The following is a 23,520-nucleotide window of genomic DNA, read 5'->3' as shown; positions in this document are numbered from 1 at the left end:
CGTGGAGTTAGCGCTTGCACTTGCTCAATAATTTCGCCGATTTGTATGCTGATATATAGAATAGTTCAGAATTCTGCGGTCTCTAAGTTTCAATTTTTTAAACATTTTCTATTTATACCTAATAACAAAAAAACGACAATCTATAGACAATAACGTGACAATAACCCTCGATTCAACTTCTACCAAAAAATTATTAATAGATTTTTCAGTTGCTAATTGCTCGGGTTTTTATTGATTATGAAACTTTTGCAGTCGTTGGATTCGCTGTCGGATAACTGCTGCACTGGCAAGATCGCCACTACGTTCTTTAAGTAGGGCTAGATTGAGAAGTGCTTCATAATGATTTGGCTCTAGGTAAATCGCTTTTTGGTAGGACGCAAGAGCCTGTTCCTGATTACTTTGTATCTGATACAGTTGTCCCAACAAAAGGTAAGCTTCAGCACTGGTGGGGTTTTGACTTAGGTAAGTTTCGCATAAGCGAAGAGCTTCATCCAACTGTCCTTGTTCAGCCAAGCTTTGTGCAGTTTTGAGCATCGGGGTTGGGGTAGTGGTAGAATCACCCTTGGCTTTGTTCAAAGGTATGGTTTTAACTTCTTTAGACTTATCTAAAAAAGAATGAGAAGTTATTTTTACGTCTGATTTGGAGTTTAATTTTTGTAAAGGTTTTTTTCTTTCTGTAGGCTGACTACTATTGTTTGATTTTTCCTCATGCCTTAACTGCTGGTTTTTATTCTCCTGCTTTTGGTAAGCAAATGCTAGGGGGTGTCGCACACTCACAAACTGAGGACTTAATAACTGTGTTTCAGAGTGTCCCACAAATAGCAGCCCTTTATCTATTAATAAACGTGACAAAACCTGGACAGTTTTCTCTGTGGCTGAGCTATCAAAGTAAATTAATACATTGCGACAAAAAATCACATCATAAGGAACTTTGTTCATTAAAAAAGAAGGATCTAGGAGATTGCCGTGGATGAAATGAACGGTACTCTTAAGAGAGTCGCACAACTGGTATTCTTCCCCAACTTGGGTAAAATAGCGTTTCCGCATAGAGTCGTTGTTACCACGAAAGGAATTTCTGCTGTAGACAGCCCTTTGTGCTTTGAGGAGTGACTTTTTGCTGATATCAACTGCGTCAATAGAAAAATTTTTGGTAGGTAACCCAGCTTCAGTAAGTGCGATCGCGATCGAGTATGGTTCTTCACCGGTTGAACAAGGTATGCTTAATATACGCAGCACCCTACCACGATGGTTTGGAAACCATTCAGACATCACATAGCGGCTTAAAAATACAAAAGGTTCTTTGTCCCGAAAGAACCAAGTCTCTGGTACGACAACCATTTCAATCAATTGTTCTAATTCCTGAGTTGATGTTTGCAATCGTGCCAGGTAATCTGTTATGTTATTCAAACCGCAAATTGCCATGCATTGAGAAATTGCTCTGTTGATGGTGGCAGAACCAAGGGTACTGGCGTCTAAGCCTATCTTTTGTTTCAGTAAATTCTCAATTGATAACTGACTCATTGTTCAACTTGCCTAGAATAGAAATAATAGCGCCACGTTTAGTCAGCTTCTGATTACATTCAAATCAAAGTTTGAATTTACCCTATCTTGGTAAATTACTATTTATAGAGTGACAAATATTAACTGTACATTTCTCACTCTGATCACACCCCTGTTTACTTGCTGATATTTATCATCTACCTTTAGATAGAAATTTTACCAGAAATCTTGATTAAACAAAAGCTTATCTTGAGTACCATCAAAAATCAGTGACTACTAATCAGTGACTACTATAGAATAGATGTAAAAGTTTTACTAAATCTACGTTTTAAACTATTTTTATCTGGCGTTGCATAATGAGAATATAAATTAGGGTGAATCTTCATGCAGTGTCCGCGTTGTGATTCAAACCATATCCGTAAAAATGGGAAACAAAGAGGTAAACAGAATTACATATATGCAGATTGTGGTCGTCAATTCATTGAATATCATAATCCGAAAGGATATAGCGATGAAATGAAACGTGAGTGTTTAGAAATGTACGTTAATGGTTCTGGTTTCCGTGCAATTGAAAGAGTGAAAAAAGTGCATCATACAACAATAATTTTTTGGGTAAAACAAATTGGTCGTCAATTACCTGAGAATCCAGAGACAACAGAAATACCGGAAATAACGGAAATTGATGAATTAGAAACTTTCGTCGGCTCAAAAAAAACAAGATTTGGGTGTGGAGCGTAGTTAATCACAAGATTCCAGGAATTTTGGGATGTGTGTTAGGAGATAGAAGTTCGGACACTTTTAGACATTTGTGGCAGAGAATTAAGGCGTGGAAATCGTATTTTTATGTTACGGATGGTTATCCAGTTTATCCACGTTTTATTAATCAGGAAGACCATATTATTAGTAAAATATAATTGACTTGGGTGGAAGGTGAAAATAGTAGATTAAGACACTACTTGGCGCGATTACACCGTAAAACTTTTTGTTATTCGCGCATCAGTAGAAATGCTTGAACTTTCGGTTAGATTGTTAATTTATTATCTTAAACATCGTGAGATTCCGATGCGGGGGCGAAGCCCCCGCTTTGGCATGGCGATTGCCTACGGCAGAGCTACGCTTAACGCACAATTCATATCGTGATTCAGCAACGCCGATTACTTTATAAAGTTCGTAGATGAAGAGAAGCGTTGCGGTCGTTCCTTGTACGCTGACTGGACTTGGATCATCCCGCCCATTTCTGGCTCAACCTCCAAAGCGTGGGCAATGGGAATGGAAAACCGGATACTCAAACCGAACTATTTCTATGCACCTGAGCCTTGGAAGACGCTAGATCAAACTCAGGGTTGTCCATTCCATCAGGGAACCGCACATAGTTAAAACAATACTCTAATATCTTTTTTAAGAAGTAACCCGAGAAATTAGAAGCCCAGTTTCTTAAAAAAACCGGGCTTCGTTCCCTCCTTTTTAAGGAGGGCTAGGGAGGATCAATCCTTAACAGCAAGCGTATTGATTTTTATCCGAGTTTTTTACAAAGTCTTATCAGGAATTGAAACTGCACAACGATACAACTGATAAGGAACACCAATGCGATAGTGCTGCAAAGAATCTATAGTGCAAGTCATTTGCTGGGAAAGTGTTATCTGCTGCGGATAGTCTTTGCGTTTTCTACCTGGACCAACAAGCCATAAACTAAGATCAGTTGCAGTTGGTGGAGGAAGTTGGGAAAGTTTTTGCAAAACAGGAGCAAAGTCTGGTGATTGCTTGAAGAAAGCAACATTAGAGGAGGAATATTCTTGCGCTTCCCTAAGTGGTTCCAATGCTAAAGCGAAACTTAACCCTAATGCCACATCTTGGTAATCTCTGTATCCCACTACCATCACAAGAGGAATGGAAGGATTTTGATTCATATTTCGCGCCACTTGTTCCGGTTCAAATGGTTTTTGAAAAACTAAGTTGAAAACAAGAAAAACACAACTAAAAAATCCGACGAATAAAATGATCAAACATGAAGACTTCTGATTGAAAATGAAATGTCTTCTTTTTTCTTTCTTGTTGATTTGAGCGAAACTTGCAGCAATTAGGGCACAAAAGCTGGGATAATAAACAAAGTGATAGCGGGGAACAGCAGTAATATCTTTTCCCAAGAAATAGGCGATCGCAAAGAATTCCAATAACACGCACACAGAGAAACTAAGCAGCGTGAGTGTCGCTAAATGCGTTGATTGTTTACACCATAGCTGCCTTAAACCTTTGTAAACTTGCCAACCCACCCAAATACCAAATAAAAGCATTAACAACCCAGATAAAACTGCAATTGCAAGTGGCTGCTTTTCCACAGGAAGAGAAATCACCATCAGCAGCCAGGTAATCAGAGTTTGATAAACTGGGGAAATATTTTGCGGAGGATCAAGCCAACTGGTTTCAGAACGGTTATAGTTATTCAAAACAACTGGTAACCAGGGCAGAAAGCTAACTGCAACAAAACTCACACATACAATGAGTGCTAGCCAAATTGGGCGCTTGTTGAGAATACTTCCTCTTCGCCAACACATCAGTACTAGTAGCGTTGCAATTTGAGCAATAAAAGCAAGAATACAAAAGTAATGAACATAAAAACCAATACTGTTAATGATTGCCCATCCCAGCAAAACCCACAATCTCACTTTTTGCCGCTTTTCAATATCTTTGACAATTTGCACCAGCCCAAGTATTGCTAAAGTGATCACGAACATCGGCAATGTGTAATGTCTTGCTTCTTGGGAAAGGTAAACAGCCAGAGGGGAAACAGCCATAAAAACTGCTGCGATTATCCCGGCAGACGGAAAGAAAGCAATACGATTGAGATAGTAAATTGTGACAATTTCAGCGACACCAAAAAATGCTGCAGGCGATCGCAACTTCGCAACCCACTCACTTGCCAAAGGACTCAACCACTGCAACCAACTGTACATCCCACAAAAAAACAGCGGCGGATGAGTAGACTGGCTAGCAATATTCTTAGCAATTTCAGAACAACTCACCCCTGATTGAAGAGTAAAAATCTCGCTGACGCGTTTTAGAGGTAACACCACTTCCATTGGCAAATCGTTGTAGCTTTTGCCCAAGCTGAAAATTGCAGTAATCACCTCATCCATCCACAGAGGTTTAACATCCAAATTCCAAAAACGTAAAATTGCACCGAGGGCGATCGCCCCAACCAAAGCGAGATAATGTAGAGAAAATTTACGATTTGCCATTCCTTCTATAGCAGGGAACAGGGAAACTGATAACTGATAACTGGTAACTGATAACTGCTGATGGTTTGATGGATGCAGATAAAAATCTAAACATTATCTGCGTCCGTCTGCGTCCATCTGCGGTTCAAAATCTAAAATCTTATTAGTAGGACTTACGCACGAGTTACGAAAGAACAAGACTGTAGTTACGACTTACGTCGCAATGACACAACTACGTTTCCCTTGCGTAAGTCCTGATTAGATAAGACGCTTATACTAAAAATCAGTGCCTAAAGAATCTCAATCTATAGAATCTACATTATCTGTCTCTTCCCTGCGAGAGACAACCATAGCGAATATCCGTAATACTCTGCGTCAAGGACAGCAGCGTATGGCTGACTGGAACTCCGGTTCACTAGCTGTGTCAGCAGTTCCCGGTGCAGGCAAATCTACTGGAATGGCTGCAGCAGCTGCAATTGCGATCGCCCGTCAGTATGAACAATCTGCCCAATCACGTCGAAACATCCGTCGTCAACTGATTGTTGTTACTTTTACTCGCTCAGCTGCTGCTAATATTAAAATCAAAATCCGCGAATACTTAAAAAAATTATCATTACCCCAAACTGGCTTTAGTGTCAATACATTACATGGTCTGGCGTTGAACATAGCCAGCCGTTATCCCGATTTATCAGGTTTAGAATTAGATAACGTCACTTTAATTACACCAAATCAAAGTCATAGATTTATTCGGACTGCTGTAGAGCAATGGATTGCCACCGCTCCGGGGCGGTATTATCGGTTATTAGAAGGTATTCAATTTGACGGCGAAGAAACAGAAAGACTGCGGCGACAGTCGGTGTTGCGGACAGAAGTCTTACCAGAACTAGCAACTATAGTTATTCATGAAGCAAAGAGTTCTGGTTTATTACCAGAAGATTTGCGTGAATTTGGCAAACAAACCACTGGCAAACAAACCACAGACGAATATAACATCTTAAGTATCGCGGCTGGGTTGTACGAGCAATATCAAAAGTTAATGCGATCGCGTGACTTCATCGACTACGACGACATGATTTTAGCCGCCCTGCGTGTTTTGGAAAACGAAAACGCTCGCAGAATTGAGCAAAATCAAGTTTTCGCTGTTTTTGAAGACGAAGCCCAAGATTCGAGTCCCTTGCAAACAAAGCTATTAACAATTCTCGCCACTAACCCCAACAATCTTGACGAACCACCAAATATGATTCGCGTTGGTGATCCAAACCAAGCGATTAACTCAACCTTCACCCCAGCCGATCCGATTTATTTTCGGCAATTTTGCAAAGATTGCGACGCCCAGCAACGATTAGTAACAATGGATCAAGCTGGTCGTAGCACGAAAATTATCATCGACGCCGCCAACTTTGTCTTAGAGTGGGTAAATAGTCTTTATGTGAAAACCACACAACAAGAGGATAATAACAGGGAAACACAGATCAACAAAGAATTTTCCCTGACTCCTCCCACTCCTTTTCGTTTCCAAAGAATTCGCCCCGTTGAACCTAATCACCGTGAAGCTGATGTCAATCCCCAAGCTGTGGGACTAGGATTGGAACTGTACACACCACGCGACATTCATCACACAGTCGAGTTGCTGTCTCAGAGGATTGTAGAGTTATTTTCTCAAGAACCCAACAATATTAGTGCAGCGATTTTAGTACGGGAACATCGTCAGGGACGGTGGTTGGCACAAGCGCTGAGTTCTGTGTGTAAAGAGCATAACATTCCTGTGTATGATGTGGGGGAGCGCGATCGCCATTCTCATGTACCAGAAGAAGTTTTGGCAATTTTACAATTTTGCGATCGCCCCCACTCTCCTGACTACCTCAAAAGAACATTAGAAGTTTTTGTACAACGACGTTTGATAGAAACCCAGGATCTTAACGCCCTTGCAACTTTACCGGAAGAATTTTTGTATCCTACTCCTATAGCTTCGCCTCAGTCACAACCAGTCCAAAAAGCTGCTCACCTATGTCGCAGTTTACTTCGTGCGCGTTTAGAACTACCCCTCTACCATTTAATTTCATTCATAGCCCTAACACTCAAATATGAGCAAGCAGAACTCGCAACAGCCGACAAACTAGCAGAAAGAGTCATCCAGCAAATAGCTGGCAATACTTCAATGGGTTCAATGCTGAATGCATTGAGTGAAATCGTCAGTTCCGAACGCTTTGAACCAGTGGAAACAGAAGACTTAGAAAAACGATACACCCGTAACGGTCAACTGACAATCATCACCATGCATAAAGCAAAAGGGCTAGATTGGGACTACGTTTTCATGCCCTTTCTACATGAGAATTTGATTCCCGGTAGATTTTGGGTTCCTCCCCAAAGCCAGTTTTTGGGTAACTTTACTTTATCAGAAGTTGCCCGCGCCCAAATTCGGGCTGCTCTCCACAATCAATCTACCTTACCCAGCATCACCGTAGCTTGGGAACAAGCAAAACACCTCAAAACAGCTGAAGAATACCGCTTACTTTATGTTGCTATGACACGAGCAAAGCGTTTGTTATGGATGTCTGCTGCAAAAAAAGCCCCATTTACCTGGAGTAAACCAGAAAATTTACAAGAGCAAACACCTTGTCCTGTTTTTCCAGCACTCAAACGCCAGTTTCCTAAAAGTGTACGAAACTAACCCCTTTTATTTCAATGCAAAACATCGAGATACGTCCCGTCAAAGATAAACAAGAACTAGATGATATGTTCCACCAAAGGTGGCTTGTTTTGAGAGCACCTTTAGGAATGGACAAAGGAACAGAAAAAGACAAGCATGAAGATAGCGCTTTTCATCTAGTTGCTGTTTGTGATCACAAAGTCATTGGTTCAGCGAGACTGCGCTTACTGTCAAAAGAATTGGGAAGTATTGCTTATCTCGCTGTGTTACCTGAGTTTCGCCGTCAAGGCATTGGTACAAAACTCATGGAAAAATTGATAGAAATAGCTCATGACAAAAATCTCAAGACTTTGAGATTAATGTCACGAATTGATGCTATCAACTTTTACAAGCGACTATGCTTCTACGAAGCAGGGGAGCCATTTGATTATCTGGACATGAGTCATATTTTTATGCAATACAAGCTGCAACAGTCTCAGAGAAAACCGAGAGATTAGCTACAGAATATTTAACGAACAATGACTCTTTCTTGGCATTGCAAGAACCCCGCAGCACAACACTCTCACTCTCATTTTTCACAAGCTTAGCTTGGTAAGTGTCAAGAGAACAATCAGGTTTTTCAACAGTTAGTTCAGCTAGAATTGTAGTGTTATCTGAACTTTGCTCAATGATTCTGCCAGCAACTTTGTAATCAAACCAATCCCATCCATGCTGGAGAATGAGTTCTCTTTCCAAAACCTGAATAGAAGTTGGCAGAATTCCCCAACCTCGATAAACTTTATTCAAGCAGTTGATATCACCAGTTCGCGTTAAAATCGAGCGAAATGAATCTTGATCGAGGGCACCATAGAATCTTCCTTCTGGCAAGTCTATTATTGTTGGTGCAAATCGATGTCCACCAAAGTGACTTGATTTCCAAATCCGAACATTGTCCAAGCACAAGTTATCACACATCGCTACAGCTTGGCAATAAAAGGGATTACCATACCTAGCACAGCAAAGATCATGACTACCGTGGGTACACACTAAAATATCTCTGGTTGCACTGCTTTTCACTTCATAATTACTAGAGTGACCAGATAACCATTTTCTCACAACTCCTGCTGCTTGCTCAATATGTGCTAGATGAAACTCTTGTTTGTGGTATCCGTTACTAAGTCCTTCTTCTTTCTGATAAATTAATACAGTTGTACTGTCTACTTTATGTGATAAGTTATTAGCAATCAAAAGGAATCTTACCGGAATTTTAGCCGACTTACACTTTTCAATTAAAAGCTTCAAATTCTCTGGAACCCATTTAGAATTGAAGGCTTCTGATGTCCAGGGAGTCGGGCACTCAACCAATATGTAAGTTTGGTTATTGGTGCCGCTGCCAATAATATCTTCTCCTATTCGGCGTGAATTATCAGAACAAAACAAAGTATTCATTTATGTCGTAGTAAGTGTTGTTTTAAGATTAATGAGGATATTACGTAGAGGGAGCAACAAAAATGATGCCTTCAGTTACCAGGCGAGATAAAAGAGGAACAATATCAATTTCCCAATCATAATCTGGTAACCAATTGAGCACATCATTCCCTGTAAATATTTCTCCAGTGAATAAATTATCCACAAGAGAGAGAGGTACCCCTTTTAGAGATACTTCTTTTCCAGCTACAACAATTTTGTAGCCACTGCCATCTGGCAGTTCGGTAATTCTAAATCGCTGAAACTTGGCGCTTTTGAACTTAGTTTGTGTCCCTTGTTCAAAGATATTAAATCCAGCTTGATAAGGTAAAGAGTAGCGAGCGATCGCTTTGTCGAAGCTCTCGATATAACTGATATAATCATCAGAAAGATTGCTATGAGCAATATGTTTACTTAATTTTTCAATTAAGCTATCTACATACCTCTGTGCAGCCGCTGTCTCTACACGTAATGCCAGACTTTTGCGCCACTCTTCCTGCTGACGCAGTTCGTTCACTAACCATTCCAGAAAATCAATACCTGTTTTGCAATGCACCCCTAAAGTCAAATGCAGTGATGGTTGATCAACAGCAACTGCATAGTGCCAATGACCGCGAGGAATATAAAGAACATCTCCCGGTTTGAGAGTGCAAATTAAATAAGCTTCTTCTTCTGGAGGCGAGAAAGAAGATGATTTCTGTTCCGCTAAAGGATACTTTATAGTGTCACGAAATACATACCATTGCTTTGTACCATCTATTTGTAAAATAAAGACTTCATGGGTGTCATAGTGAGAAGAAAAACCCTGTCTTTTGGGCCAGGAACAATAGGCATTTACTTGTACGCCACACCCCAAATCATATTTGATTTGCGAGGCGAAAGTAGCCAGTTCTGGAATTAGCTTATGTACTCCGTTGAGGATTAGAGTTGCACCTTCTTGGCATCGCTGGATGATATTAGCATTTGCACTTTCATCCAAGACTTTTTCATCTAATGCTAAACGGAGATCAGGGTATTTGAACTGATGAAAGTTCAAAAGATATGTGAGTTTTTCCCAAGAAAACAAGTTAGCAAATTTCGTTTGGTCTCCACTAGAGATAAACACTGCTTCGCTTGTCCAATTCTTTTTGAAAAACTCTTCAACTGTATATGGCTTTAGTATATCTCTAAACATGATTAATTTATAATCTTTCTCAATAAATTTACAAAAAAATAATGAAAACCAATTATAAATTGGAGTAGGAGGTATCATAGCACCTACTCCTTAGCGTTTAAATGTAATGGGATAATTAGCAACTATTAGCTGCTCAAATCACTTCCATCAGCATCAGTATTTAAGTCACTGCCATCAGCATCAGTATTTAACTGAGCAGTAGTATTTTTACTGAGTGGCTGAGCCAATTCTTTGATTTCAACTTGAATTTTGCTGGAACGGAAATGCTTTTGAGCATTTTTTTCAAATTGATTTAACATGTTTCCTCTCCGAATGTCTTACTCAGGTATTCACCAAGTTTCAGTTCTTGATCGTTTCATTAAGAACTGAAACTTGGTGTTCATCTTGAATGTAACTGAACTTAACAGCAAATGCAAGTTATTACCAAGTAATATAGATAATACTAATACTTTCAAGCCCATACACCAGTAATTTTAAGCTTAACTGGTAGCTTAACTGGTATTTTACTAGGAAAATGTCGTCATAGCGACGATTCGCTTATATCTAGTTGTACAACTTAGGATAATAGATAATTTTCTCATTTGTTTTACAAAATACTAAAATTGTCAAGGGCTTGCTTTGTTATAAATTATACAATAAAAAATAGAATACGACAGAGACTTCGGTTGGGTACAGCACAATTGCTTCCTAGACAAACCTGCTTTTGTGGCTACTGTCTTAATACGGTTCGGATAAGAATTTAGCCCAAGTTGATAGGGAATTTGATGACAACCAGTTGCTAATCCGGCACATAAGCCGAAACTTTGAAACTTGAGTTTGTAGTCTGTGATTATAGAGCGAAAGCAAAACAGACAAAAACCGCGCTTGGGGCATTAGCCTCAGTCGCGATTTGATTGATTCAATCTTCAAGGTGTTCTATGAAATATATAAACAAACTATATCCTGCACTTAGCAAAACTCTCAAGTCCCCCAAAGGAATTTTGTTGACTCTAACCTTAACGAGTCTGTTCTCAAGTGGACTCGGAGTAGTTGGAAACTATCCTGCTGCTGCTTCTGGGGAAAACGAGCAGATACAGAGCAGTTATAGCAGCGTTCAAATATCCCAAACTACAAACCAGAACTCAAGCTACAGTACCATTCAAATATCCCAAACCACAAACCAGAACTCAAACGATCTGCCAAAACGGATAGAAAATCGAATTCTGCAGGATGCTTCCAAACGTTCCGGCGTACCAATTCGTGAATTACAAATTACCGAAGCTACAGCAAAAACCTTCAGCAATCCTTGCATCTTCAAATTTGGAGAAGTTTGTACCAGGGAATTCAACCCTATTAAAGGTTGGGAAGTGGTTGTTCGCGTGGGAGAGAATTCTTGGACTTACCACGTTAACGAATCCGGCTCACAACTGGTATTAGATCCAAAAGTGAGTACATCACAATCAAGCGCACTCTCAAAAGAAATCGAAGATAGAATTTTACGGGATGCCTACAAGCGTTCGAGAATACCAACTTCTAACCTAAAAGTTAGCAAAGCCACACCGAAAACCTTTGGTAATCCCTGCGAATTCAAATTTGGCGAAATTTGCACCAAAGAATATAACCCCATTAAAGGCTGGGAAGTTGTTATCCAAGTTGGCAGACAATCTTGGACATACCATGTCAACGAATCAGGTTCACAACTGGTATTAGATCCCAAAATCAATGGAAGGCTTAAAAATTAAATAAAAGTGTAGGGTGGGCATAATGCCCACCCTACTCAATCAGGACTTAGGCAACGAGACCCTGAGTTGTGGGAGGGTGTAAGGGAAGCCAGTGCCGGGGTGAGGCAGTGCGGTCTTGGGGGTTTCCCCCATGAGCGACTGCCGAAAGGGTTTCCCTCCTTCAGTACTGGCTCCCCTATACCCCTATACCCCTTGCCCAAACCCTTGATTTCTCGTTTCCATGCGTAAGTCCTATCAATATTTCAAGCCCCCAAATGGATGGGGATTCTTAATTTTGAACTTTGAGAGAAGTTTGAGCGGAGGTTTCCTCCGATCAAATCTTCGGTGATTTGGAATTTTGAATTGTTTTGACCTCAGCCTTTGGCGATGAGTTCAATAGTACGGTAGCTGGAAGTTCCGGAGTCTTCCATACAGAACTAAATAAGATATCAAGTACATCAGCTTGACGAGCAAGTTCAATCGCACGATGAGTGATGACATCACCAGGACTGAGAATGATGTTATCCTTGTAATCAAGGATAATTCGATTCACTGGACGTCCCAAGGCTTGCTTCATCCGTTGTTCTTCTAGGACTTGAAGTGCATGTTTACGTAAATATTCAAACCTTTCTTTGAGCACTACTAACAGAGTACTTGCATTGTCCCGTATTTGAATGACACCATCCACGACGAGATCACTCGCCTCTGCAAATGTTTTGTTGGCATTGGCATAAGCTGCTTCAGTTGAGGTTAAACCAACAGCATTGAGTAAAGCCTGCTCAAGTTGATAAGTCTGCGCCCGTTTTATCACTTCCGGCGTGACAATTTGTCCCGGTGCAGCCACGACTAATGCTTCATTACTCTGAACGATATGATGTACACGCCGACCTAACGCTTGTTCAACCGCATGACCAGCAAGGAAGTTATTTGCTAAGTTGCTCAACTCGGTTGATAAACTACCTCCTGCTGCCCGAAACAGTTGATCCAGCACACCTAGACGCTCAGCTTCATCGGCAATCTCTAATGTGACTAACTGACTTTGAGGAATGAGCAATGTTCCATCTGGTGCAATAACATCGCACTCAACTACTCTGTCAATGATCAGTGCCTTCTGCTCTTCTGGATCAACCACTGCATTTGTTAACTTAGCAGCGGCGGTACGAGTCATTTCTCGTAGTTTTTCATTCGCAACGCCAGCACCCTGTTGCAACTTTTCACTGGTAGTGTCTACAATTTCTTGGAATTGTGCGCTGGTTGTGTTGGCTGTCTGTTGTATCTTGCGGTTTAGCTCCCCGACAACAGGACCTCCTGTTGCCCGGTAGAGTTGATCAAGCATACCAAGGCGCTCAGCCTCATATGCAATTAACAAAGTAACTGCCTGTCCCTGCATAACTAATAGTGTTCCATCCGCAGCGACCACATTCTGCTCTGCAACTTTACCAATCACGAAGGCTTTCTGTGCAGCCGGATCAATGATCGCATTCGTAATAGAGGTAACAGTTGCCTGATTAACATCTTGTAGTCGCTTTCCAACAGCCTCTGTTGTTTCTTGCAATTTTTCTGTTGCAGTCTGAGTCACTTCCTGAAGCTTCTGACCAGCCATAGCAGTCGTGACTTGCAAGCTATCACCAGCAGCCTGAACAGCCCCCTTAATACCGCCAACTTGCTCCTGCATCGATTCGGCTGTTTCTACTGGTACGAATGCCACATCTTCACCGATTTTCAGGGTTTGAGGAGCAGGAACAAACGAGCGACCAGAGTAGGCATCGGCAAACAAACCGCCAGATACTTCGTAGCCTTCAACAGAGCCTGTCTGCTCGTCAAAGTAAAGGTCAACCATAGTACCTAGGTCGCGCCCATTGACTGTGAAAATCCGGGTTGCCTTAAGCACGTTATTGCGCTTCATTATCGCCCTGATTTCAGGCACAGCCCTGAGTTTCACAATCGCCTTTTTGGATGGTACAACGACTGCATTCGGACCAATTGCCTGTATACTGGAAAATGGAATAACGCGGGTAGCACGAAAGAACCCTCCCTCATCCACAACTAGTCCCAGAAGCGAATGGCTGTCTTGATCGAAAATTAGATCTTGAACCCGCTCAATTTGTTCTCCGGTGTCGTATGTAATGACGACCTTACCGATTAAATCGCTTCCTTTACGCATCTTCAAACCTCTTGGCACTTATTTGTTTATCATGTAAATTAGCAATACCAAACGCATTCGGCAGGCTACTCTTGTGAAACCTGACTTTCGTCTGCTCAACTAAGTTCTGAATATTAATGACACCAGAGTACTGAAGTACTCCTACTATTGCGATCGCAACAATAAAAATAGATAGGACGTATAAACTACCGTTAGAACGCCGACCGACTAGTCTTGGCATGACATCGCTCCTTTGCTCCAAAATTCAAATGACAAGATAACTATCCACATAAGAAAAACTCAGTGAGTTATGAGAACTCAAATTTAACCGACTCAAAGCATCGAATGGTCTGTATAAAAAATCAACCATAATATTTCTCACCAACAGATGCATCCGTTGATGAGAGTGTATTTTATAACAGCAATTGATTATGGCTGGAACACTCTTAAGCTCTACTCTTTTAGCCCGAGTATTTTAATTATTCAAACCCTTTCTTGAATTGATTTTTCATCTGTTCAAGTTTATCTTTTGCGTTTTCAACCACGTGACGAGCACGCGCCTCAGCTTGCTTTGCTTTCCCCTCCACTTGGTCTTGTGTATTGCCAGTGATGTCACCTACAACTTCTTGAATTTTGCCCTCAATGTTCTTAGCTGTTGCTTTGATTCGGTTTTCTAAACCCATAACATTATTCCTTGCTCAAATACCAGACTCAAAACAGTTTGTTGTTCCGTCTGTTACTTAATCAAATCCTTAAGTGTTAGAATTTTACTGAGATTTCATTCGTAACAGTAACGACACTATATGATAGTAATAGTAACTACAACTCCCTCCCAGGAAGGAGGTTTTGTTACATGCAGCCTATCTAGAGTCAAAGCCTGATTACAGCCATTTTCAGGTAAATAGACCACAGTCGTAGGAGCGCAAAGCATTGCGCCCTTACAAACCCTGTGGTTCATTTAGGTGAAAACTGCTGTAAACTAAAGAAGTTGTGGTTTTTTAATGAAGTATTATATTTTTTTATTAAGATAAAAGTTCTTCTGAGAATTTCCTGGAATTTTCTCTTTAAAATAATTTTTACTAAAGTAAAATTGAAAACAACCATGTGCGGCCAGAAAATGCTATTTTACACCGGACAATTCAACGGCAAGCTTTAGCAAGCTTACATAACAGATTTATAGCGCGCATATATTGGGATGAGCAACCAGTTCTTTAATCAGACTGTACTTTAGGCTCAACCGAATCTAGTACTCGACCAACCTAAAATTACCAGATTAAGGCAAGCAAGGCAAGCGTAGGAAGCTGAGTCATGAGCTCTATGCCCAGACGGCACGGCGAAGCCGAACCGACACGCTGGTTTGAACCAAAGCAGAGAATTAAGATTTTTTCTGCAAGCAACACGCCAAAGTTCGTGGTTGTGAACCACTAGTTCACACCAAAGACTAATTTTTGTGGTGGAGGAAAGGAAATGTCATCAGAATTTTCGCACCGACTCAGCTAGTGTCAACAAATAGCCCCAGCTTTCGGCTAAAATATTTCATAATAAAACTAAAATTCGGGTGCTTTGCATAGGCATAAATCCTGAAACCAGCATTCACAAAGTGTTTTTGCTAAACAACAGACACTATTGCAGCATATCAATATATATAGTTCTTCGTGGCAAACTCAGACTATGTAGATAGCGCCAAGAACTTAACCACAACCCTACATACAGGCTTCTGCAAACCAGAAGCCAACTTGTTTGCACAACATTGATTTGACGAACTTAAAGCCGAAAACTATGGCAAATACACCTCGTCATTGTCCATCTCCATTTACCAAACTGGAGTCGGATAAGCATAAAAGCTACATTCCTTCGGAAGAAGTATCCGAATCTATTGAGTCAACAGATCAAACAGAATCAATAGATGAGGCACAAGAAAATTGGTATTTCGGAACAGAAGAACTGTTAGATGCTTTACCTAGAGCCTGGACACGTTCTTCGCTGTACTTGTTATTAGTCTTTGCAATTACTGTTTTACCTTGGGCGATGTTCTCAAAGGTGGATGAGACAGAAAGTGCTAGAGGACGTCTTGAACCCAAAGGTGCAACCCAAAAATTAGATAGTCCAGTTGGTGGAAGTGTGACTGCTGTCAACGTCAAAGAAGGCGACACCGTAAAATCAGGTCAGGTTCTACTGGAACTGGACTCACAGGTTCTCAAAACTGAATTCAAGCAGGTTCAAACAAAGTTGGACGGACTAAAAAATAGCCGAGAAAGCTTACAGCTAGTCAAAAATCAATTGACGCTTTCAGTGCAAACTCAGCAACAACAAAACCAAGCTCAACTCTTAGCAAAGCAGTCCCAAGTGGATCAGGCGCGACAAAATGTAGATGCTCTCAAAGCCGTCTATAACTTACAGAATGAGGAAAAACTGGCGAAAGTAGACCAGGTGCAACAAGCTCTCGATTCTAGTAAGGTAGCTTATAAATTAGCAGAAGTTCGTTTTCAAGCCTCTCAAGAAAAAGTCCCACGCTATAAAAAAGCCTATCAAGATGGTGTTATGCCACAAGAGCGTTTTGAGGAAATCCAACAGTCTGCCAAGGAAAACTACGAACACCTTGTACAAGCTCAGTCTGATATTGCTCAAGCTCAGTCCAGTTTAAAAGAGCAACAAAGCAGTTATCAAAAGACTATTCAGCAAGGGAAATCACAAATCCAGCAAGCTGAACTCCGTTTCCATGAAGAACAACGCAATTATCAAAGCCAGGTTCATACAGGTGAACTTGCACAACTCAAAACTGAAGAAGAACTTAAACAACTGCAATCACAAATCAACTCCCTACACTCTGAAATTGCCCAAACAGGAAGCCAGATGATATCTTACAAGATTCAACTGCAGCAACGAGTGGTGCGATCGCCCGTTGATGGTGTGATTTTTGAATTCCCGACTACCAAGCCTGGGGCAGTACTACAACCAGGTCAGAAAGTTGCTCAAATTGCACAATTAAATCGTGGTTTAGTACTCAAGGCTCAGATGCCTAATCAGCATAGTGGCTTCTTAAAATTAGGTATGCCTGTGAAAGCCAAGTTTGATGCTTATCCTTTTCAGGAGTATGGCATCGTGTCAGGAAAAGTCAATTGGATTTCTCCAGACTCCAAAGTTAACCAAACACCTCAAGGGAGTGTAGAAAACTTTGAGTTAGAAATAACTTTGGATAAGCAGTATATCCAGAATGGCAACAAACGTATTCAACTCACTCCTGGACAGAGTGCAACCGCTGAGGTGGTTATCCGCCGCCGACGTGTCATCGACTTTATCTTAGATCCATTTCAGAAATTGCACAAAGGTGGTTTAGACGTTTAGTCAAAAGTCAACCTTAACAGTGAACAGTGAACAAGGGGTGGACCAGTCCGTTTCCTACCTGATAACTGGTAACTGGTAACTGATAACTGTTTTAACGTTACCAGTCTCAAATTTTGGCATTGCTGAGTTGGGGGATGATGTAAAGAAACGTATATTTCTTTGACAAGCTGCGTAAATCCTCAGCTAACCTCTGATAAATCAACAAGGCGTCAAATCAGAACTACCCTATTTCATACTTCCATTCTCCAATGCCAAAATTTAAAATTTTTAGGAGAATCGTGTCGTGTCAAAACGTTTGATCATTTGCGGTGCAGACTTAGTTCGCAATTTAAAACTTTCTTGCCAAATCCCTGATGTTGTCTGTGCTATAGCAAGCCAAAAAATTATTGCATCGGCGGCCCAAGAAGCAGGTATTCAAGTCTCGGAAGAAGAACTTCAACAGGAAGGAGATAAATTACGCTTTGCAAAAAAACTTGTCAAAGCTCAAGACACTTGGGACTGGCTAAAAAAACATCATCTGTGTCTGGCTGAGTTTGAAGAATTGATTCATAACAACGTACTTGCTACTAAGTTAGCTAATCACCTGTTTGCTACGCAGGTGGAACGATTCTTTTATGAAAACCAACTCAATTACGTTGCTGCTGTCACCTATGAAGTCATCTTGGATGACAGAGATTTAGCTCTAGAACTGTTTTATTCTCTGCAGTCAGGCGAAATTACTTTCCAAGAAATTACTCGTGAATATATTCAACAGCCTGAACTTCGACGTGCTGGAGGATATCAAGGAATGCGACGTCGTACAGATTTTCGACCAGAGATTGCAGCCGCTGTATTTGCTGCCGCTCCGCCGTCTGTTATCAAGCCGATATCAACCTCCAAGGGAGTTTATTTGATTTGGGTAGAAGAAATTGTTCAACCTATTTTGGATCAGCACTTACGTGACCAAATTCAGCAAGAATTGTTTGATCATTGGTTGAAACAACAAATTCAATCAATAGAAATCTTGACCATGTTAGATTCTGACGCTCATCTTCAAGTATCAGAGGATGTATTGATGCAGGCTTGACTCTAGCTATCAGTTCTTCACCCCAAAATTAGGAGATATTGGAGGTTATTTACCGCCAATCAAACTTTGCGAACTATTCATGCAAGGATTTTCAAAACTATAACAGAAACAAAAAGAGGTTATTTCGGATACAAAATTTATTATTTACAGCGGTTTTCATCTATTTGAACCACTATTTTTTATAGGGGTACAAGGTATTGCGTCCCGGAGAGTGTGGTCTATTTACCCGAAAACTGCTGTAATTTTGTTATTTACTAATGTTTTTTTGTTTATTTTATAGTCATTAACCTAAGTATCTGGTTTTTTTCTCAAAGAAACCAGAATTTTGTCTTGCCTATTTTTGTATAATTTATTAATAGAGAAAAGTTGATGTTTTTACTATTTTTTTTGATCAAAAATAATCGAACTTCATCGTTACTTTATTTTTTTACTATTATGGAAGTGTTAGGTTGATACATGTAATCAAAAAGAGAGTTTTGGTTACAAAAAAGTTTCCAATCAAAACTAGTAAAATCTAGGAGAATCATATGATTATCGCAGACCTTTCTCACCTCGAAATCACTACAGAAAATCATCAAATTCAAGGTGGATTTGCATCATCTAGTGCATCATCTGGTGCTAATGCTAACGGTAGCAATTTCGCTGCTACAAGTACCAACACTTATACAAGTGCGACTTCTGGCTACCCTTACTACTACTACCCTTACCCCTACTACTCCTACCCCAATAGTGCTAGCTCAAGCTCATCTTCAAGCTCCACTGCTTCATAGCTAAGCTGTTACGCATTGAACTTGCATATTGACTCGTTCGAGTTGTCCTTAGCGATTAGTCCTTTATCTGACTAATCACTAATGACGAGTGATGCGCTGACAGTGATCACGAAAAAATATGCAAGTTATATGCGCATTGGCTTAGAACTTTGCTCAGAGGCATTCTAAATAAATAGTAAATATCGCTGAAAGTTGTTTAACAACTTTCAGCGATATGTCTGCGACAAAAAGCCGACAAAAAGCATATTAAGGAATCTGACGTCGTACAAATTTCGACAAGAGATTGCAGCAGCTGTATTTGCTGCCACTCCACCATCTCTTATCAAGACGATATCAACCTCCAAGGGAGTTTATTTGATTTGGGTAGAAGAAACGATTCAACCTATCTTGGATCAGCACTTACTTGACCAAATTCAGCAATAATTGTTTGATCATTGGTTGAAGCAACAAATTGAATTAATGGAAACATTGACCATGTTAGATTCCGACACTTATCTTCAAGCATCAGAGGATGTGTTGATGCAGCCTTGACTTTAGTTATCAGTTCTTCACTCCAAAATTAGGAGATATTAGAGGTTATTTAGCGCAAATCAAACTTTGCGTTGCGAACTATTCATGCAAGGATTTTCAAAACTATCACAAAAACAAAAAAGAGGTTTTTTATGAAAAAAATCAATTATTGATTTTTTAACTTATAGTTTTTGCTTTAATTTCTAGTTTAAAACCGAAATTTCTGGTTTAAAAAATTTCAAAAAACCAGATTCATTGTCTTGCCTATTTTAGTATTATTTTAATAGAAAAAAATCTATGTAAGAACAGATCTTCTTGCTCAAAAAAAATCCATCTTCATCGTTACTTTATATTTTTTATTTTATGGAAGTGTTAGGTTTATACATGTAACCGAAAAGAGAGTTTTGGTTACAAAAAAGTTTCCCATCAAAACTAGTAAAGTCTAGGAGAATCATATGATTATCGCAGATCTTTCTCACCTCGAAATCACTGCAGAAAATCATCAAGTTCAAGGTGGATTTGCATCATCTAGTGCATCTGCTAATGCTTATGCTAACGGTAGCTATTTCGCTACTACATCTACCAGCACATATACAAGTGCGACTTCTGGCTACCCTTACTACTACCCCTACTACTACTCCTACCCCAATAGTGCTAGCTCAGGCTCATACTCTAGCTCCACTGCTTCATAGGTAAGCTGTTACGCATTGAATTTGCACACTGACTCGTTCAGGTCGTCCTTAGTGAGCCAGCGCGGACGCCATATGCCTCTGTCGGGAAACCCTCCTGCAGCAGTGGCTCCCCAAGACGAGCCACTGCGAAGGGATACGCTCTGCCGACTTGTAGCATGTGGCGTGGTTTCCAACGCCAGATACCTCTGTCGGGAAACCCTCCTATGGCACAAAGTGCCACGCTACGCGCTTCAGTACTGGCTCCCCATGTTAGCGGAGCGAGCCGTAGGCTGCGACTGGCGGAGCGCGCAGCGAGACCGGAGGTCTTCCCCGTAAGGGTCATTAGTCATTAGTCCTTTGTCTGAGTAATGAACGCCACTTGCACTCAATGAGAGAACCCGCGCAGTGGCTTCTAATGACTAGTGATGCGCTGACAGTCCGAAGAAATATGCAAGTTGTTGGCGCATTGGCTGAAAACTTTGCTCAGAGGCATTTTAAACAAATACTAAAAATCGCTGAAAGTTATTAAACAACTTTCAGCGATATGTCTGCGAAGAAAAGGAGAGATTATGAGTCGATTAAAAATAGTTGACCTAAGCTTTTGTGAAACTGAACTTACGAGTGATACTCAAGTGCATGGGGGACTTCAAGTAGTTCAACAGAGTTTCAGCACACCTACAAGCAGTGTATCAACCTATGCTGTCTCTGATTCAGGTTCAGGTTACAACGTATCTTATTCATTTAACCCTGCAACTGGTAAGTATAGCTATAGCATTGACTATGGATATAAATACGCTGTTGCTGGTGCTGCTGCTGGTGCTGCTGCTAATGGACCTACTTACACCACTTCCTATGCGAGTGCACGTACTTCATGAAGCTTGTTTTACTGAGTTTTTGTTCAAGAAGCTATTGAATAGAAGCCCCATAAAACAGGTGGTTTTCTTCAATAGCTTTTTTGTTATGTTGACACCAACTTAGACGAATGAACTAGCAATTTTCAGGAGAGCAATATCATGATTATCAAAGATCTATCTCACATAGAAATGGTTGCTCAACAAGCAAAAGAAGTTCAAGGTGGATTTCAATATTCTCCTTCCCAGGCAAACGCGGGTGCATTTGCATTTGCACAGGGTAGTAACTTTGCTTACACCATTACCACAACTTATACCAACGCAGGCTTCTACTCAAACCGTATCTCTTCCTCTAATTGAGATACCTTAGGGGGGTGAGGAAGCGTTAGCTGACGGCTACCGCTTCCTTTTTAAAAGAACCCATCAAAAGTGGTAGCGAGGTAAATGATGTTGTTGGAATTCGCCAACAACATCTGTTATTTCTGGCTTCTCCACTAAAGTCACAATTGCTGCAAGCAATGCGTTGTGAGAATAGTGACAATCGAACAAATAAACTGTTGACTCAGGGGTTTTGGAGTTTCCATTTCGGCTCGTAGCAGGTGTGCTAAATGAAGAATCGAGGGGTCAGTAATCTCCTTCACAAGGATGGGCAGCTGATTGGGAGAAAGGATTTTTTGGTCAACAATTTGCTCAAATCGCGACAGGCTGAGTATAATTTGCAGATAGTCTGGAAGTGGGGTTTTCTGGGCCTCGCTCAACCAATCGGATTCAAATTGTTCTATGCTTGCAGCAACGACTCCCTTTGGGAGTATGGCAACACGCATCATTAAAGTATTGCCTGAGCAAAGAGGTAGTTTATCTGAAACAACGTACTTGACACTAAGTCCATCCCAAGAGGCTTTGAGGATGCAAATATCAGGCTGCATAATACAATTAATCAAGCAATTAACCGGGGCAAGTACCGTCTTCCCAAGTCCAGGTCATTTTAATTAGACTTCGTGGCAGAAGTTAGGAACGCTTAACAGAACCTCGTAAAACCTCACTTTTGCAATCTTGTCTATTTTTGAACTTTAGGGCGATAGCGTTTGCGTAGCGCCCCCTTCGGGGCTAGCGCTGCTGCTTTCAGCAGATCGCACTCCGTGGGTTAGCTCATGATTGTAGAACCCACGGAGTTCCTAGTTTTTCCCGTTCCCACTGTCAAGCTTTATCTACGAAAGCTGTGCAACATGTTTTCGAGTCTCGATAGTGTTCACGGCATCAATAATTTCGGCGCGGTTCGTTAATTTTTTCGGATTTTAGTACATTAGAAAAACTAAGACATGTCTGCCCCCTTTGATTGAATCAACACATCGGGATCGTATCCAGAATGCTTATATTCAACCGTTGCGCCGCCGTGAATCATTGCCTGAATTTCTGAACCAAAAAAGCTGTAGGGAAACTGTAGTTCAGGACGGCTGATAGCTTCGAGACGATTAGCCAGTTCGGTAGGAATCTCAAAATCCAGTGTTTTGAGATTGTCCTTTAGTTGCGATAGCTTGCTCGCTCCCAGAATCACCGATGCGACGCCAGGGCGATTTAGTATCCAGTTAAGCGCAACTTGAGCCATACTGTGCCCAAGTTCTTTTGCAACAGTTTCGAGTTCTGCGACAATTTTCCAGGTGCGTTCGCTAAACTTCGGAAATGTCGGATTTTGGATCTTGCAAGTTGTATCTAGTCGTCCAACTCCTGTAAATCCATCTTTACTGGGCTTGTACTTACCAGTGAGAAGACCATTTGCTAACGGACTGCACACCATGGTCCCCATCCCCAGTTCCAGACCGAGGGGAATAAATTCCCGCTCGATGTTACGCTCAATCAGTGAGTATTGTAGCTGAAGAGTACACAGTGGTTCGTAGTTGCGCCACTCGGCTATGGTTTGCGCTCGTGCTGCATACCAACTTGGTGTATTACTCAGTCCAATGTGCCGCACCTTACCCGAACGAACTAAATCATCTAACGTTCGCATCACTTCCTCTGCTGGAGTAATCGTATCCCAAGTGTGGAGAATGTAGAGGTCGATGTAGTCAGTCCCCAGTCGCCGCAGCGAACCTTCCACCGCCCGCATAATATTTTTGCGTCCGTTTCCGCCTGCATTGGGATTTCCTGGTTCAGCATTGTAGCTAAACTTGGTTGCCACAACAACACGGTCACGTAAGTTACGCTCGGCAATAAATTTACCTAACCAAGTTTCACTGGTACTGTTTGTGTATAAATCTGCCGTGTCGATAAAGTTACCACCTGCATCAACGTAGGTATTAAACATTTGGCGTGCGATCGCTTCATTGGCTCCCCAACCCCATTCAGTGCCGAAAGTCATCGCACCGAGAGCCAGACGGCTGACGCGCAGTCCAGAACGTCCGAGAGTGTAGTAAATGTTGAGAGACATATTAGTAACTTCTGAATACGTATAAAAGTCTGAAGGCATTGGTTTGGGAGGTTG

The 23,520-nt window shown here is 41.0% G+C and carries 21 protein-coding genes and 2 pseudogenes; 12 read left to right on the top strand and 11 right to left on the bottom strand.

Annotation, left to right across the window (positions count from 1 at the left end):
* Window positions 1-228 precede the first annotated feature (228 nt).
* Window positions 229-1,521: a CheR family methyltransferase gene (locus tag AC5JM2_RS30565; RefSeq protein ID WP_495839065.1), complete on the bottom strand. Its 1,293-nt coding sequence runs from the start codon at window positions 1,519-1,521 to the stop codon at window positions 229-231.
* A gap of 363 nt (window positions 1,522-1,884) precedes the next feature.
* Between AC5JM2_RS30565 and AC5JM2_RS30560 the strand changes: the two are divergent.
* Window positions 1,885-2,640: pseudogene (locus AC5JM2_RS30560) on the top strand (IS1 family transposase).
* A gap of 15 nt (window positions 2,641-2,655) precedes the next feature.
* Window positions 2,656-2,877, top strand: a pseudogene (locus tag AC5JM2_RS30555) (nitric oxide synthase oxygenase); the annotation flags it as partial.
* A gap of 149 nt (window positions 2,878-3,026) precedes the next feature.
* On the opposite strand, the gene AC5JM2_RS30550 reads toward AC5JM2_RS30555, so the two are convergent.
* The gene (locus tag AC5JM2_RS30550) at window positions 3,027-4,736 is read right to left on the bottom strand and encodes a glycosyltransferase family 39 protein (protein WP_495839063.1); all 1,710 of its coding nucleotides are present in this window, start codon (window positions 4,734-4,736) and stop codon (window positions 3,027-3,029) included.
* Between the two features lie 265 nt (window positions 4,737-5,001).
* Here AC5JM2_RS30550 and AC5JM2_RS30545 point away from each other — a divergent pair, with 265 nt between their 5' ends.
* Both AC5JM2_RS30545 and AC5JM2_RS30540 read left to right on the top strand, forming a co-directional pair.
* A complete protein-coding gene (locus AC5JM2_RS30545) occupies window positions 5,002-7,386 on the top strand; it encodes an ATP-dependent helicase (RefSeq protein WP_495839061.1) in 2,385 nt (794 codons plus the stop codon).
* A gap of 14 nt (window positions 7,387-7,400) precedes the next feature.
* Complete coding sequence (locus tag AC5JM2_RS30540; RefSeq protein ID WP_495839059.1) at window positions 7,401-7,862, top strand: GNAT family N-acetyltransferase; 462 nt, start codon at window positions 7,401-7,403, stop codon at window positions 7,860-7,862.
* Here AC5JM2_RS30540 and AC5JM2_RS30535 read toward each other — a convergent pair.
* From AC5JM2_RS30535 to AC5JM2_RS30525, 3 genes are all read right to left on the bottom strand, one after another.
* Entirely contained in the window at window positions 7,816-8,793 is a 978-nt protein-coding gene (locus tag AC5JM2_RS30535) for a ferredoxin family protein (protein WP_495839057.1), read from the bottom strand. The two genes, AC5JM2_RS30540 and AC5JM2_RS30535, sit on opposite strands and share 47 nt — an antisense overlap.
* Before the next feature lie 40 nt (window positions 8,794-8,833).
* Window positions 8,834-9,985, bottom strand: coding sequence for a cupin domain-containing protein (locus tag AC5JM2_RS30530; RefSeq protein ID WP_495839055.1), 1,152 nt, complete (start codon window positions 9,983-9,985; stop codon window positions 8,834-8,836).
* 125 nt (window positions 9,986-10,110) lie between these two features.
* The gene (locus tag AC5JM2_RS30525) at window positions 10,111-10,284 is read right to left on the bottom strand and encodes a hypothetical protein (protein WP_210611966.1); all 174 of its coding nucleotides are present in this window, start codon (window positions 10,282-10,284) and stop codon (window positions 10,111-10,113) included.
* Window positions 10,285-10,902: 618 nt separating this feature from the next.
* Between AC5JM2_RS30525 and AC5JM2_RS30520 the strand changes: the two genes are divergently transcribed.
* Entirely contained in the window at window positions 10,903-11,706 is an 804-nt protein-coding gene (locus AC5JM2_RS30520; protein ID WP_495839053.1) for a DUF8738 domain-containing protein, read from the top strand.
* A gap of 313 nt (window positions 11,707-12,019) precedes the next feature.
* On the opposite strand, the gene AC5JM2_RS30515 is transcribed toward AC5JM2_RS30520, so the two are convergent.
* The 3 genes from AC5JM2_RS30515 to AC5JM2_RS30505 all read right to left on the bottom strand — a co-directional run bounded on the left by AC5JM2_RS30515 (window position 12,020) and on the right by AC5JM2_RS30505 (window position 14,511).
* Window positions 12,020-13,849, bottom strand: a complete 1,830-nt coding sequence (locus AC5JM2_RS30515) for a PRC-barrel domain-containing protein (RefSeq protein ID WP_495839051.1) — start codon at window positions 13,847-13,849, stop codon at window positions 12,020-12,022.
* A complete protein-coding gene (locus tag AC5JM2_RS30510) occupies window positions 13,842-14,069 on the bottom strand; it encodes a hypothetical protein (protein WP_495839049.1) in 228 nt (75 codons plus the stop codon). The genes AC5JM2_RS30515 and AC5JM2_RS30510 overlap by 8 nt, the downstream gene beginning before the upstream one ends.
* Window positions 14,070-14,307: 238 nt before the next feature.
* On the bottom strand, window positions 14,308-14,511 hold the full coding sequence (locus AC5JM2_RS30505) for a CsbD family protein (protein WP_495839047.1): 204 nt from the start codon (window positions 14,509-14,511) through the stop codon (window positions 14,308-14,310).
* Between the two features lie 1,096 nt (window positions 14,512-15,607).
* On the opposite strand from AC5JM2_RS30505, the gene AC5JM2_RS30500 reads away from it, so the two are divergent.
* The 5 genes from AC5JM2_RS30500 (at window position 15,608) to AC5JM2_RS30480 (ending at window position 20,211) form a co-directional block, all read left to right on the top strand.
* Window positions 15,608-17,173: a beta-barrel domain-containing protein gene (locus AC5JM2_RS30500; RefSeq protein WP_495839045.1), complete on the top strand. Its 1,566-nt coding sequence runs from the start codon at window positions 15,608-15,610 to the stop codon at window positions 17,171-17,173.
* 283 nt (window positions 17,174-17,456) lie between these two features.
* Window positions 17,457-18,239 (top strand): peptidylprolyl isomerase, encoded by a 783-nt coding sequence (locus AC5JM2_RS30495; protein WP_495839043.1) that lies wholly within the window; start codon window positions 17,457-17,459, stop codon window positions 18,237-18,239.
* Between the two features lie 527 nt (window positions 18,240-18,766).
* Window positions 18,767-19,009: a hypothetical protein gene (locus AC5JM2_RS30490; protein WP_495839041.1), complete on the top strand. Its 243-nt coding sequence runs from the start codon at window positions 18,767-18,769 to the stop codon at window positions 19,007-19,009.
* 192 nt (window positions 19,010-19,201) lie between these two features.
* Window positions 19,202-19,432, top strand: coding sequence for a hypothetical protein (locus tag AC5JM2_RS30485; protein ID WP_495839039.1), 231 nt, complete (start codon window positions 19,202-19,204; stop codon window positions 19,430-19,432).
* A gap of 542 nt (window positions 19,433-19,974) precedes the next feature.
* A complete protein-coding gene (locus AC5JM2_RS30480) occupies window positions 19,975-20,211 on the top strand; it encodes a hypothetical protein (RefSeq protein WP_495839037.1) in 237 nt (78 codons plus the stop codon).
* Between the two features lie 37 nt (window positions 20,212-20,248).
* On the opposite strand, the gene AC5JM2_RS30475 is transcribed toward AC5JM2_RS30480, so the two are convergent.
* A complete protein-coding gene (locus AC5JM2_RS30475; RefSeq protein WP_495839035.1) occupies window positions 20,249-20,533 on the bottom strand; it encodes a hypothetical protein in 285 nt (94 codons plus the stop codon).
* 226 nt (window positions 20,534-20,759) lie between these two features.
* Between AC5JM2_RS30475 and AC5JM2_RS30470 the strand changes: the two genes are divergently transcribed.
* Both AC5JM2_RS30470 and AC5JM2_RS30465 read left to right on the top strand, forming a co-directional pair.
* Entirely contained in the window at window positions 20,760-21,065 is a 306-nt protein-coding gene (locus tag AC5JM2_RS30470) for a hypothetical protein (RefSeq protein WP_495839033.1), read from the top strand.
* Between the two features lie 138 nt (window positions 21,066-21,203).
* Window positions 21,204-21,401, top strand: coding sequence for a hypothetical protein (locus tag AC5JM2_RS30465; protein ID WP_495839031.1), 198 nt, complete (start codon window positions 21,204-21,206; stop codon window positions 21,399-21,401).
* Window positions 21,402-21,541: 140 nt separating this feature from the next.
* Here AC5JM2_RS30465 and AC5JM2_RS30460 read toward each other — a convergent pair whose 3' ends face one another.
* Entirely contained in the window at window positions 21,542-21,967 is a 426-nt protein-coding gene (locus tag AC5JM2_RS30460) for a hypothetical protein (protein WP_495839029.1), read from the bottom strand.
* Between the two features lie 386 nt (window positions 21,968-22,353).
* Window positions 22,354-23,466 (bottom strand): aldo/keto reductase, encoded by a 1,113-nt coding sequence (locus AC5JM2_RS30455; protein WP_495839027.1) that lies wholly within the window; start codon window positions 23,464-23,466, stop codon window positions 22,354-22,356.
* Between the last annotated feature and the right edge of the window lie 54 nt (window positions 23,467-23,520).

This window comes from Brasilonema angustatum (assembly GCF_059505445.1).
Note: the sequence above shows the minus strand (reverse complement) of the source record. Positions and strands in the feature narration are given on the sequence as shown.